Raw genomic sequence first — 12026 nt, forward strand, 5'->3', positions numbered from 1 at the left:
CCTCGGAAATCTATCGGACGTTCTCGGGCCGCGGCGCCTGCTTGGATTGGAGGAAGTAGATGATCTCGGCAACGGGCCGGAAGAATTCTGCCGGAATCACCTGATCGACCTGGACTGCCTCGTAGAGCGCGCGCGCCAGCGCCTTGTTTTCGATGACGGGGATTCGGTTCTGCTCGGCAATCTCGCGGATCTTCAGCGCGATCACGTCCATGCCCTTGGCCACCACCAGCGGCGCGGCGTTTTCCTCACGCTTGTAGCGCAGCGCGATCGCGAAGTGCGTCGGGTTGGCAATCACCAGCGTCGCGCGCGAGGCCGAGGCGATCATGCGTTGGCGCGACCGGTCGCGCGCCAGCGAGCGCAGACGCGCCTTGATCAGGGGATCGCCTTCCGCCTGCTTGTGCTCGTCCTTGATCTCCTGCTTGGTCATGCGCAGCTCGCGCCGCCAGTGGAAGCGCGCCCAAGCGAGATCGATCGCCACCAGGACGATGGTGGCGATGCAGATCGCCGAGACGATTCGCATCGCGATGTTGAGGATCATCTCCGGCAGCGCGACCGGGTCGGTGTACATGGCCTCGAACGCCCTCGCTTCGGACGCGCGCAGCACGAAGGCGACCACGGCGGTCACCGCGGCGAGCTTGAACAGCGACTTGGCGAACTCGATCAGGCCCTGCGTCCCGAACAACCGCTTCCAGCCGCTGACTGGAGAGATTCGCGACAAGTCAGGCTTGATCCGCTCGAGCACCAGGCGCGGCGCGTTCTGCAGCAGCGAGGCGGCGAGCCCGAACACCACCAGGATGACCACCAACGGCACCAGGAACCGCAGTGCCTGCAGGCCGACCACGGTGAGCAGGTTCTGCGCGTCCGCACCGGTCGAGAGCGGAAAGCCCTCGGGATCGTCGAGCAGGCTCTTCAGCGTCGGCGTCAATTGCTGCACGCCCTGGCCGATCAGGAACGCCTGGATCACCATCAGCGCGGCCATCGAGGCGAAAATGGAGGCCTCCCGAGAGACCGGAATCTTGCCCTGTTCGAGCGCATCGCGGACTTTCTTCTCGGTCGGCTCTTCTGTCTTGCTCTCCTGATCGGATGTTTCTGCCATGCCCGTTCAGCGGTCAGCGGAAGACCAGCTCATCCTCCTGCTCGGGGTTGAGCTCGATTTCGCCCTTCTCCGCCAGCTCGAGCGCAAGGTCGGTGATCACGCGTCGCGCCTCCAGCACGTCGCGCTGGTTGGACGGCTCGCCGATGGCGAGCTCGTGCTCGACGACGCGCCGGACGCGCGAGGCGACCGAGGACAGGATCAGCTCGCGGAAATGCTTATCGGTGCCCTTCAGCGCCACGACGATGCGATCGGTCGGCACCTGGTCGAAGATCATGGTGCGCGCCTTCGGTGTCAGGTTGACGACGTCGTCGAAGGTGAACAGCAGCTCCTTCAGCACTTCGGCCGATTTCGGCCGCTTCTCCGACAGGCTCTTCAGCATGTCCTCGATGTGGCCGCGTTCCATCTTGTTGATGATGTCGGCGACGCGGGCGTAGGTGTCGGCGCCGAGGTTACGGGCGAAATTCAATGTCAGGTCCTCGTGCAGCGTCTTCTCGATGATGCGCATGGCGTCGTCGACGATCGGCTTGAGGCTCAGAACGCGCCGCATCAGCTCGTTGCGCAGGCTCGAAGGCAGCTGGCTCATGACCTTGGCGGCGCAGGCCGGCTTGACCTTGGACAGGATCAGCGCCGCGGTCTGCGGATGCTCCTTGGACAGGTAGCTCGCCAGCGAGTTTTCCGAGACCGAGGAGACGCGGTCCCACACCGACCGGCTCGAATTGCCGAGCAGATCGGACATGATCTGCGAGACCTGGTCGGCCGGCAGCACGTCGCCGAGCACGGCCTCCAGACCGCCGAGCGTGCCGAGGATGTTCGCGCCCATCGAGAACTGCTGGGCGAACTCCTCGACGATCCCCTCGAGCTCCTGCGCGGTGATCGGCCGCAGCTCCGCCGCCGCCTTGGTGACGATGCGGATCTCCTGCGGTTCGAACTGCTGCAGCACGCTCGCCGCCGCCTGCCGGCCCATGGCCAGCAGGAGCGCGGCGACCTTTTCCGTGCCGCCCAGCGTGGTAACGCCTCGCTGCTTGGTGGGAGCGATGCCGACCGGTGCCGCCATGGTCAGGTATCACCCTGCCCCAGCGGCCCCACGATCTCCGTCAGCGAGACGCCGAAGCGGGAATTGTCCTCTTCGACGACGACCACCTCGCCACGGGCGACGATGCGGCCGTTGACGACGACGTCGACGGGTTCGCCGACCCGGTGATCGAGCGGAACCACCGCGCCGCGTCCGAGCTTCATCAGATTCGCCACCGGAATGGTCGCCGATCCCAGCACCACCTGCATGGTGACGGGAATGCGCAAGATAGCGTCGACGTTGGCGAACTTGCCAGTCTCCTCGGCGGTGCGCTGGGCGATCTCGGCCAGGCGTTCCAGCGGAGAGGTCTCGGCCTCGGTCGATGCAGATGCAGGCTCATAGTCGAAGGATTGCGCCATTTGGTATCGCCTCTTGGTACTTCCGCTGCCGGAGCGCCGCGGCGTTCCGGCCGTATTGTTCTGCCGGTGCCGGCTTTCAGTGCTTGTTCAGCTCGGCGGTCGCCGCGGGTGCGAGCCCGCTGCGCGCATCGAGCGCCGCGATCGCCTCGTGGGCCTGGTCGATCTTCGCGCTCAGCACGTTGGCGAGGCGTCCGAGATTCGCGGTTGAATCGTGCGCCGCGGTGATGACCGTGTCGAAGGCACCCGCGGTCTCGTGCATGATGGTGGAGAATTCGCCCTGATAGCTGCGCAGCCGCGCCAGCTCGCGGTGCATCCTCGTCACCCGCATGCTGGTGAAGGCGAGCGCAGCCAGCAGCACGATATCAACGAGATAGGATATCATCGACGAACTCCCGCTTCTGATCGACGGGATCTGCCACCTGCATGGCGTAATAGCCGTCGAGCTGGCCGATCTGACACCAGAACAACACCTGATTATTGCTTTCGAGACGGGCCAGCGTGCGCGGCGTGGCCTCGAGCTCGAGCACCTGCCCGACCTCGAACTTCACGACGTCGCCGAGCGTCACCATCTTCTCGTCGAGCACGGCGCTGAGCGTCACCTCGGTCCGCTGCACCTCGCTTTCCATCTGCTCGCGCCAGCGTGGGTCGGCGGCGCGACCGTCGCTGACGACCACGTGAGCGAGCTTCTGGCGCAGCGGATTGAGCGCGGAGTGCGGAATGATGAGGAACATCTGGCCGCCGCGGTAGAGCGCTTGCAGCATGATGTTCGCGCAGATCGACATGTTGCCGCTCCGCCCGATCGCGAGCGAGGCCATCGCAGTCTCGACCCGCTCGACGCGGAAGGTCACGTTCGACGTGCCGGCGAAGGCGGACTGCAGCGCCTTGGCGAACCGTTCGAACAGCGCCTGGACCAGGCGGAGCTCGATGTTGGAGAACGCGCGCTCGACGTCGAGCGGCGGCTCGGCGCCGTCGGATCCGAACATCGCTTCGACCATCGTGAACACGAAGTCACGGTCCAGCATGATGATGACGCGGGAGTCCCACTGCTCGGCATAGAGCACCGCCGCGACCGCGTTGGCCTCGTAGTCCTTGATGATATCGCCGACACGGTCGTTGGTGATGCCGTTGACCGAGAAATAGCAGGGCGTTCCGGCCATCGGCTGCAGGCTGTCGGTGCACGATGCCGCCATGCGATCGAAGATCACATTGAGCATCGGCATACGCTCGATCGATATGCCGGCAGCGTCCAGCAGGTAGTTCGGCAGCTGCTTGCGCTGGTCGACCTCGGCGTCTTCCATCATCATGCGCGCGCCGCCTTGGGTTCAGCGTCGGCAACGACGGCCTTGGGACCTGCGATCGTCTCGTTCTCGACGACGTCGATCGAGGGACGCTCGCTGCTGGAGATCATCTTGCGGCCGTGCTCGACGGCGATCTGCGGCATGGCACCGTTCATGAATGCCAGCAGCGTCTGCTTGACGATGATGTAGGGCCGACACTTCTTCTCGCGCGTCATCTTGATCTTGATCGCGAAGGGCGAAAGCACGCCATAGGACAGGAAGATGCCCGCGAAGGTGCCTACCAGGGCTGCACCGATAAAGCCGCCCAATAGCTTCGGAGACTGGTCGAGCGCGCCCATCGCCTTGATGACGCCGAGCACGGCGGCGACGATGCCGAGCGCCGGCAGCGCCTCGGAGACCGTCACCAGTGCATGATAGGGCGCCAGCTTGCCTTTCACGATGGTATGGATCTCCTCGTCCATCAGCGCCTCGATCTCGTGCGTGCGCGCATTGCCCATGATGATGAGGCGGACATAATCGCAGATGAACTGGAGCAGCGAGGGATCTCCGAGCACGCTGGGGAACGCCTTGAAGATTTCGGAGGAGGCTGGATCGTCGATATGCGCCTCGACTTCGTTGCGCCCCTTACCACGCAGCTCGCGCATCAGAGCGTGGAGCGCGCCGAGCAGGTCAAGGTAGTAGCGCTGGCCGGGCACCGCGCCGGTGATGGCCTGCATGCAGGCGACGCCCGTGTCCACCACCGTCTTCCATGGATTGGCCACGATGAAGGTGCCGACCGCGGTTCCCATGATGATCACGAACTCCCACGGCTGCATGAGCACGGCCAGATGCCCGCCCATGGCGGCAAAGCCGCCGAGCAGCGCCGCTACCGTGATGAAAATCCCCACGAAACTGCCCAACGCGCCGCTCCATCGCCGATCCCACCTGGAATACCTAGTCGGCGACGCTTGCGCGAAGCTGGCTTCGAGGTCGCCAGCCCCGCGCAAGCAATTGCCGGCAGCTTGAAGCGGAGTCGCACCGGCGGCCAGAGGGGCGCGTGTCATGCTATCCACCATCGCGGACTACACCAGGCTGACCAAGGACATGGGCAAGTCGCTGACGCAGGTCGCGAAGCAGCCGGATGTCAGCCGCGAGACCGACTACTTCCTCAGCCATATCGGCAAAGTGAAGACCATCGACGATTTCCTGAAGGACTATCGTCTCTATTCCTATGCGATGAAGGCCTATGGCCTCAGCGACATGACCTACGCCAAGGCGTTCATGCGCAAGGTGCTGACCGAGGGTGTCGCGAGCAAGGACGCCTTCGCCAACAAGCTGACCGACACCCGCTACCGGCAATTCGCGACCGCCTTCAATTTCGCCGCGCTCGGCGACAAGGCGACCCAGAGCGCCGCGGCCACGACCGGCACCGCGACCCAGTACGTCACGCAGACGATGGAGGAGAAGGCCGGCGATCAGAACGAAGGCCTGCGTTTGGCGCTGTATTTCACCCGCAAGGCTTCCACGATCACGACCGCCTACCAGATCCTGGCCGACAAGGCGCTGACGCAGGTGGTGCAGACCGCGCTCGGCCTGCCGTCGACGATCAGCGCGGCGAACATCGACGCCCAGGCCAAAATGATCGCGGACAAGATCAAGCTCACCGACTTCCAGGATCCGGCCAAGGTGACCAAGTTCGTGCAGCGCTTTGCGGCGATGTGGGATGCGACCCAGGCCCGGAACGACAGCTCGACCAATCCCGCGCTGGTCCTGATCGCCGGCGCCGCGACGTCGGTCAGCATGGATACCAACGTGCTCACGACGCTTCAGAACATCAGGTTCAACAGGTAAGTCATGCAATCGGCTCTCTATGTGGGATTGTCGGCGCAGGTCGCCCTCGAAAAGCGCCTCCAGACGATCGCCAACAACGTCGCCAACGTCAACACGGCCGCCTTCCGCACCGACGTGGTGAAGTTCGAGACCGTGCTGTCCAAGGCGGGTCCGACGCCGGTGGCGTTCTCCTCGCCCGGCGACAACATCATCTCGCGAGAGATGGGCAACATCACCGAGAGCGGCAACCCGCTCGACGTCGCCGTGGTCGGCCAGGGCTGGATCGCCTTCGCCGGTCCGAACGGCACGGTCTACACGCGCGACGGCCGGCTCCAGATCGCCTCCAACGGCGATCTTCAGACCGTGAGCGGCTTTCCGATCGTCGATTCCGGCGGCGCGCAGATCACGCTCGACCCGAACGGCGGACCGATCTCGATCGCGCGCAGCGGCGCGATCATCCAGGACAACAACGAGATCGGCACCATCGGCCTGTTCAGCATTCCGGCCGACGCCAATCTCGAACGCTACGGCAATTCAGGCGTGACGCCCGACCGGCCAGCGACTGCCATCGCGGACTTCTCCCGGGACGGCTTCAAGCAGGGATATGTCGAAGGCTCCGGCGCCAATCCGATGCTCGAACTGACGCGGCTGATCTCGGCCTCGCGCGCCTTCGACGGCACCAACTCGATGATCGAGGGCACCGAGAGCTCGCTGCAGAACGCGATCCGGACCCTCGGCGAACCCGGCAAGTAGATTGCGCGCCAAGCGCGCAGGATGAGGTTGGACGGTTTCCTTGAACGCTCTTCGGCAACTCGAGTGGGCGCTGCTGGAGCTTCAGCAGAGCACTCCCCTGGCAAGCGTCAGTGGCGCGATCTCCGAGATCGCGCCGACGCATTTTCGCGTCTCCGGCCTGTCGCGCTTCGTCAGGCTCGGCGAGCTCATCGGCGTCCATTGCGGCGGTAAGCGCCAGATCGGCGAGGTGGTGCGGATCGACAGCGACGGCATCATCGCCAAGCCGTTCGACCGGCAGTTCGCGGGCGGGCTCGGCTCGGTCGCCTCCCGCATGCCGCCGCTGTCCTTTGCGCCCGATCCGAGCTGGAAGGGCCGCGTCATCAACGCCCTCGGCGCGCCGCTGGACGGACAGGGGCCGCTCACGCAAGGGTCGCAGGCGGTCTCGGCGGAGGCGGAGGCGCCGTCGGCCATGAAGCGTGCGCGCGTGCACAAGCCGCTGCGCACCGGCGTACGCGTCATCGACCTGTTCGCGCCGGTCTGCGCCGGCCAGCGCGTCGGCATCTTTGCCGGATCGGGCGTCGGTAAATCGACGCTGCTCGCGATGCTCGCCCGCAGCCAGGGCTTCGACACCGTCGTGCTGGCCCTGGTCGGTGAGCGCGGCCGCGAGGTGCGCGAGTTCATCGAGGACGTGCTGGGCAACGACCGTCATCGCGCTGTCACAATCGTCTCGACGGGGGACGAAAGCCCGATGATGCGGCGACTGGCGCCGAAGACGGCGATGGCGGTGGCCGAATATTTCCGCGACCGCGGCGAATCGGTCCTGCTGATGGTGGATTCGATCACCCGTTTTGCCCACGCCGCCCGCGAGGTCGCGCTCGCCGCCGGCGAGCCCGCGGTGGCGCGCGGCTACGCGCCGACCGTCTTCACCGATCTGCCGCGCCTGCTCGAGCGCGCCGGTCCGGGCGAGGAGGGATCCGGCACCATCACCGGGATCTTCTCCGTGCTGGTCGATGGCGACGATCACAACGAGCCGATCGCCGACACCATCCGCGGCACGCTCGATGGGCACATCGTGCTCTCAAGGCACATCGCCGACCAGGCGCGCTATCCGGCCGTCGACGTTCTGGCCTCGGTCTCCCGCCTCGCCCACAACGTCTGGGACCCCGAGGAGCGCGAATTGGTGAGCAAGCTGCGCGCCATGATCGCGAAATACGAGGACACGCGCGACCTTCGCCTGATGGGCGGCTATCAGCCGGGACGTGATTCGGGCCTCGACCAGGCGGTCGAGATGGTTCCGCGAATCTACAACGCGATGCGACAGGGCGCGTCGGCTCCGCCGAGCGCCGATCCGTTCCGCGAGCTTCGGGACATGCTCAAGGGCGACTGACGGGTGGAGAGGGTGAGGCGCCGTCCGCCCTGCCCGTGGTTTTCGACAAGAGATTGCGCATGTCGCTACGCTTCCAGCGCATGCGCGTGCACACAGGCACACCGATCTTCGTCGTGAGCGAATTCGCCGTTCGGGTGTGCACGAGCTGGCAAGCGCTGTGCAAGCGATCGAAGAGTCTATTCTGCAAGCACGACGGGAACAACCGCCGCGTGCAATTCCAATGAGTTCCCTCGACGATTCCGCGGCAGAACGCACAAGTTGTGGATGACGTGCCGCCAAACGTCATCGTGATGCACAAGCTTCGATCAGTTTGCATCAACGCAAGACAACAACGCGCGTGCAATCAAACTCTCACAATATCGAGTGCATATTACTCGCCGCGCCATGTATTGCGTTCACCATCATGTGTCCCGAACAACGAGATTGCCCTTGAACGTTACATTCGCCTGCGACGACATCCAGCCTGTGAGAGGGTCTCTACTTGATTTTGTTGAGAAGCTCATCCATCGTTTTGGTTGAGTATAAGAAACGTCTGCTTGTGACTTGAACTTTGGGGGCTTCGGTTGAGCTACTCCGTTCCACGGTTTGCCGGCGACGGCAACCCGAGCTCCCGCGCGACGACCACGCTGTTGGCATGTCATCAGCGATACGGCTTCTCGCTGCGGACGATGCGACGCTCATCGGCCGAGGTCGGGCGCGGTGCGATCCGCGCCATTGTGCGAGAGTTCGACAGGGCATGCTCGTCTGACACTCAGGGCGCAAAGCGGCTTCGGGACGCCGCAGACGAAGTTCCGGGGACGAGGTAGATTCATGCCATTGGCGCGGGAAGCCGTCGAGCTGCTGGTTCAGGCGGCGCGGGCTTGGTATTTCGAGGGCAATCAGCATGGATTGCGCGATCGGGAATGGATGGCGCTGCGCTTTCTCGGGCGCGCCAACAGGTTTTCGCGCACGCCGTCCGCACTGGCCGGCTTCATCGGCGCCACACGCGCGACGGCGTCGCAGATCGTGAAGACTCTGGAGAGCAAGTCGTTCCTGGTGCGAAAGCCGTCGCATGAGGACAAGCGTTCCGTCGTCCTCCACGTCACGTCCCAGGGTGAGAAGTGCCTGAACCAGCACGACCCGATCAATCACGTAGTCAACGCGGTGACGTCGCTCGGGACCGAGGAGTGCATCAGGCTGCGCGACTCTCTCCGCGAGATCCTCAATCACCTCGATGCAGCCCATCAGCGGCTCGAAGCGAGCATCTGCCGGGACTGCATGTTTCTCGCAGAGCGCGGCCCGGCTACCTCCAAGGGACGCGGAAACGCCGAATTCATGTGCCGGCTCTATCGTGCTCCGATCTCGCTCGAGGAGACCGAGCTGCTTTGCACCAGCTTCGAGCGCACCCGTGACCGCCCCAAGATCGAGCAGCATCTCGACCGCGACCGCATGGCGAGCCAGGGCTGAGGCTGCCAAGAAGCGGCGCTCCATCAATATCGTCGTTGCGAGCCAACGGGTCCGCGCGAAGCGCGGCCCGATGACAGGCTCCGCGAAGCAATCCAGAGTCTCTCCGCGGTGGGATTCTGGATTGCTTCGCTTCGCTCGCAATGACGGAATATGAGGTCGCATGGTCATTCACCAACCCTCGTGTCAGCCTGCAGACACGCCTTCGCATCCTCGCGGCTGATTTCGCCCGAGCTTTGCTTCGTCTCGCCGCCCTCATCGGCAAGAGGGCGCAGGGAAGACCGGGTGCTGACCTCGCACCCGCGGTCTGCTGCGCAAAACGCACACGCAGAAAACCGCACAGCAGCATACAGGTGGTGCCAATCACTCGGCCTTCCCTGCGCGATGGTCGGACTGCTTATGCCGTGCTCTCCCGGGAGCCGAGTTCCCTCTGGCCTCCCTCACCCTCGCAAAAGTCACCGGCACCGCGCCGGTTGACGCCAATGCCGCATTCGCGAGAGCTTGGCCGTAGCAACGACGGCCAGGACCACACGGTTTTGCCGTACGCACGGCCCGCCATTTCGCCGCAGTTTTCCCAGCTCCGTCGACAGAGCCGGAAACTTACAGACGAGACGAAACCTAGCAGCGCCGCTCGTCCGCACGCGGTTACGAGCTCACAGGGACTACCCGCCCTGCCCGCACCTTTCATGCCGACGCTGCCGCGTCCACCGCAAGCCCGGCTCGCGACAATGACGACCTCATGATCGCCCCTCGAGATTGAGCCGGGATAGGCGACACATACGCTATTTCCGAATTTCGGTAAAAAAGAATATCTTTGCTTCGCTGGGTTGACACGAGGTCGAACCAGGCCCGCCAGGCTAGCCCTCGAACCCGCGGGGACCAGATGCAGCCTTGTATGCATTATCCCAGTTGCCATCCCCTTGCGCTTCGCTTTACATGCCCTCCAACCGGCCCCGCGGAACGGCCGGGGCTGAAAAATCATGCAAATTGCCAAGGGGACGGAGCATGGCGCGCAACATATTGATTCTTGGGGCTTCTTACGGCTCCCTGCTAGGCACGAAGCTGCTGATGGCCGGGCACAACGTGACCCTGGTCTGCCGCGCCAAGACCGCGGAGCTGATCAACCGCGACGGTACCGAGGTGCGCATTAAGCTACGCGACGAGGCGGTGCACCGGGCGATCTTCTCCCGCAACCTCCCGGGCAAGCTCGACGCGGTGACGCCGGCCAATGTCGACCTCTCCCGCTACGATCTGGTTGGCCTCGCGATGCAGGAGCCGCAATACACCAACCACACGGTGCGCGTCCTCATGGTCAAGATTGCCGCGGCGAAGCTGCCGTGCCTGTCGATCATGAACATGCCGCCCCTGCCCTATCTGAAGCGGATTCCGGCACTCGCCGACATGGATCTCGAGGAGGCCTACACCAATGCGCAGGTGTGGGAGCGGTTTGAGCCCGGGCTGGTGACGCTGTGCTCGCCCGACCCGCAGGCCTTCCGGCCGCCGGAAGAGGCGGCCAACGTGCTGCATGTCGGCCTGCCCACCAACTTCAAGGCGTCGGTCTTCGCCGACGAGAAGCACAACAAGCTGCTGCGCGAGCTGGAGGCCGACATCGACGCGGTGACGCTCGACGGCCACGACGTGCCGGTGAAGCTGAAAGTGTTCGATTCCCTGTTCGTGCCGCTGGCGAAATGGTCGATGCTGCTGACCGGCAATTACCGCTGCATCACGCCGAACGAGCCGCAGTCGATCCGCGACGCCGTGCACGGCGATCTCAATCGTTCGCAGACGATCTACGACCATGTCGATGCGATCGCCCGCCGCCTCGGCGCCGATCCGCAGGACCAGGTGCCGTTCGCGAAATACGCCAAGGCCGCGGAGAGCCTGCTCAAGCCATCATCGGCCGCGCGCGCGGTCGCGAGCGGCGCCCCCTTCATCGAGCGTGTCGACCTGCTCGTGAAGCTGATCTCGCATCAGCTCGGCGTACCCAACGCCGAGATCGACCGCACCGTCGACACCGTGGACCAGAAGCTGAACGAGAAGATCGTGCAGGGCGGCTCCGGCGCGCAGTAGCGCGGCGCGCCCCGGCAACGCCGGCGCTCAGGCAACCAGGAAGGATTGCAGCCAGATCAGCCCGGTCACCGCGACCAGCGTGACCGCGCCGGTGCGCGTGACGAGGTCAGGGCGCCCGAGGCGACGGGCGCCACGTCCGAGCGTTGCGCCGAGAATGATCCACGCCGCGCCGGCGGTGAGAATCTGAAGCGCGATCACGCCGAGCCACGGCAGCAGTTCGAGCGGTCCGGCCCCGAGCGGCAGCAGCAGGAACGCGAAGACCAGTGCTTTCGGGTTGAGCAGCGTCGTCAGCAGCACCTGACCGAACGTCACCGCAGCGCCGCCGCGCAGCTCGCGCGTGTTGACGCGCCAGAGCATGACCGCAAGGCACAGGATGTAGATGGTCACGGCGACGCGGAGCAGCAGCGCCGCAATCGGGATGTCGCTGATGACCGGACCGAGCGCCAGCCGCAGCACCGCGATCGCCAGCAGATAGCCGCACAGTTCCGCCGCGAGCAGATGAAGGGAGCGCGAGATGCCCGCTCCGGCCCCCGATGTCGCCAGCAGGGTGTTGGTCCGCCCCGGCACCGCCAGCAGGAAATAGGTCGCCGTGAAGAAGGTCATAAAGGTCATACGGCCGGATAGCAGGTCTCGGGCCGGTCGATCTTGATCTGCGTCATTTCGGGCCGAGCGATGGCGGTCTGCACCATCTTCCCCGAGCCGGCGCCGTTCGGCACCGGGTTCCTGCCGCGCACGGCGGAGCTTTCCGGTTTTGGCGTGG

Annotated in this window: 13 protein-coding genes; 5 read left to right on the forward strand and 8 right to left on the reverse strand. The window is 64.7% G+C overall.

The window, feature by feature from the left end; genetic code table 11:
* Positions 1-10 precede the first annotated feature (10 nt).
* From flhB to motA, 6 genes are all read right to left on the reverse strand, one after another.
* Entirely contained in the window at positions 11-1096 is a 1086-nt protein-coding gene (flhB, locus tag ACM43_RS19005; RefSeq protein WP_157281922.1) for a flagellar biosynthesis protein FlhB, read from the reverse strand.
* A gap of 13 nt (positions 1097-1109) precedes the next feature.
* Positions 1110-2150: a flagellar motor switch protein FliG gene (locus ACM43_RS19010; protein WP_128263905.1), complete on the reverse strand. Its 1041-nt coding sequence runs from the start codon at positions 2148-2150 to the stop codon at positions 1110-1112.
* Between the two features lie 2 nt (positions 2151-2152).
* Positions 2153-2527 (reverse strand): flagellar motor switch protein FliN, encoded by a 375-nt coding sequence (gene fliN / locus ACM43_RS19015; protein ID WP_057030117.1) that lies wholly within the window; start codon positions 2525-2527, stop codon positions 2153-2155.
* Between the two features lie 76 nt (positions 2528-2603).
* Entirely contained in the window at positions 2604-2909 is a 306-nt protein-coding gene (locus tag ACM43_RS19020) for a hypothetical protein (protein WP_157281931.1), read from the reverse strand.
* Positions 2890-3831 carry a flagellar motor switch protein FliM gene (locus tag ACM43_RS19025; protein WP_128263907.1) on the reverse strand — a complete coding sequence of 314 codons (942 nt, stop codon included), beginning with the start codon at positions 3829-3831 and terminating at the stop codon, positions 2890-2892. Before ACM43_RS19025 ends, ACM43_RS19020 begins: the two co-directional genes overlap by 20 nt.
* Positions 3828-4724 carry a flagellar motor stator protein MotA gene (gene motA / locus ACM43_RS19030; protein WP_271542096.1) on the reverse strand — a complete coding sequence of 299 codons (897 nt, stop codon included), beginning with the start codon at positions 4722-4724 and terminating at the stop codon, positions 3828-3830. The genes ACM43_RS19025 and motA overlap by 4 nt, the downstream gene beginning before the upstream one ends.
* A gap of 142 nt (positions 4725-4866) precedes the next feature.
* Between motA and ACM43_RS19035 the strand changes: the two genes are divergently transcribed.
* The 5 genes from ACM43_RS19035 to ACM43_RS19055 all read left to right on the forward strand — a co-directional run bounded on the left by ACM43_RS19035 (position 4867) and on the right by ACM43_RS19055 (position 11266).
* Positions 4867-5655, forward strand: a complete 789-nt coding sequence (locus tag ACM43_RS19035; RefSeq protein WP_271542097.1) for a DUF1217 domain-containing protein — start codon at positions 4867-4869, stop codon at positions 5653-5655.
* A gap of 3 nt (positions 5656-5658) precedes the next feature.
* Entirely contained in the window at positions 5659-6387 is a 729-nt protein-coding gene (flgF, locus tag ACM43_RS19040) for a flagellar basal-body rod protein FlgF (protein WP_271542098.1), read from the forward strand.
* Positions 6388-6427: 40 nt separating this feature from the next.
* Complete coding sequence (gene fliI, locus ACM43_RS19045; RefSeq protein ID WP_271542099.1) at positions 6428-7753, forward strand: flagellar protein export ATPase FliI; 1326 nt, start codon at positions 6428-6430, stop codon at positions 7751-7753.
* An 810-nt stretch (positions 7754-8563) separates the two neighbouring features.
* Complete coding sequence (locus tag ACM43_RS19050; protein WP_157281942.1) at positions 8564-9199, forward strand: MarR family winged helix-turn-helix transcriptional regulator; 636 nt, start codon at positions 8564-8566, stop codon at positions 9197-9199.
* A 1002-nt stretch (positions 9200-10201) separates the two neighbouring features.
* Entirely contained in the window at positions 10202-11266 is a 1065-nt protein-coding gene (locus tag ACM43_RS19055; RefSeq protein ID WP_036006955.1) for a ketopantoate reductase family protein, read from the forward strand.
* A gap of 27 nt (positions 11267-11293) precedes the next feature.
* Here the strand turns inward: ACM43_RS19055 and ACM43_RS19060 are convergent, their stop codons facing one another.
* Complete coding sequence (locus ACM43_RS19060) at positions 11294-11878, reverse strand: LysE family translocator (RefSeq protein WP_271542100.1); 585 nt, start codon at positions 11876-11878, stop codon at positions 11294-11296.
* Positions 11875-12000, reverse strand: a complete 126-nt coding sequence (locus tag ACM43_RS19065; protein WP_271542101.1) for a hypothetical protein — start codon at positions 11998-12000, stop codon at positions 11875-11877. Before ACM43_RS19065 ends, ACM43_RS19060 begins: the two co-directional genes overlap by 4 nt.
* Positions 12001-12026: the final 26 nt, after the last annotated feature.

The sequence above is a fragment of the Bradyrhizobium sp. CCBAU 45321 genome (assembly GCF_028128975.1).
Classification (GTDB): Bacteria; Pseudomonadota; Alphaproteobacteria; order Rhizobiales; family Xanthobacteraceae; genus Bradyrhizobium; species Bradyrhizobium yuanmingense.

Excerpts from the sequence above, each read along its gene's own strand:
- flhB (WP_157281922.1), bottom strand. The coding sequence starts at position 1,096 with ATGGCAGAAACATCCGATCAGGAGAGCAAGACAGAAGAGCCGACCGAG.
- fliN (WP_057030117.1), bottom strand. The coding sequence starts at position 2,527 with ATGGCGCAATCCTTCGACTATGAGCCTGCATCTGCATCGACCGAGGCC.
- ACM43_RS19010 (WP_128263905.1), bottom strand. The coding sequence starts at position 2,150 with ATGGCGGCACCGGTCGGCATCGCTCCCACCAAGCAGCGAGGCGTTACC.
- ACM43_RS19050 (WP_157281942.1), top strand. The coding sequence starts at position 8,564 with ATGCCATTGGCGCGGGAAGCCGTCGAGCTGCTGGTTCAGGCGGCGCGG.
- ACM43_RS19035 (WP_271542097.1), top strand. The coding sequence starts at position 4,867 with ATGCTATCCACCATCGCGGACTACACCAGGCTGACCAAGGACATGGGC.
- flgF (WP_271542098.1), top strand. The coding sequence starts at position 5,659 with ATGCAATCGGCTCTCTATGTGGGATTGTCGGCGCAGGTCGCCCTCGAA.
- ACM43_RS19055 (WP_036006955.1), top strand. The coding sequence starts at position 10,202 with ATGGCGCGCAACATATTGATTCTTGGGGCTTCTTACGGCTCCCTGCTA.
- ACM43_RS19020 (WP_157281931.1), bottom strand. The coding sequence starts at position 2,909 with ATGATATCCTATCTCGTTGATATCGTGCTGCTGGCTGCGCTCGCCTTC.
- ACM43_RS19025 (WP_128263907.1), bottom strand. The coding sequence starts at position 3,831 with ATGATGATGGAAGACGCCGAGGTCGACCAGCGCAAGCAGCTGCCGAAC.
- ACM43_RS19060 (WP_271542100.1), bottom strand. The coding sequence starts at position 11,878 with ATGACCTTTATGACCTTCTTCACGGCGACCTATTTCCTGCTGGCGGTG.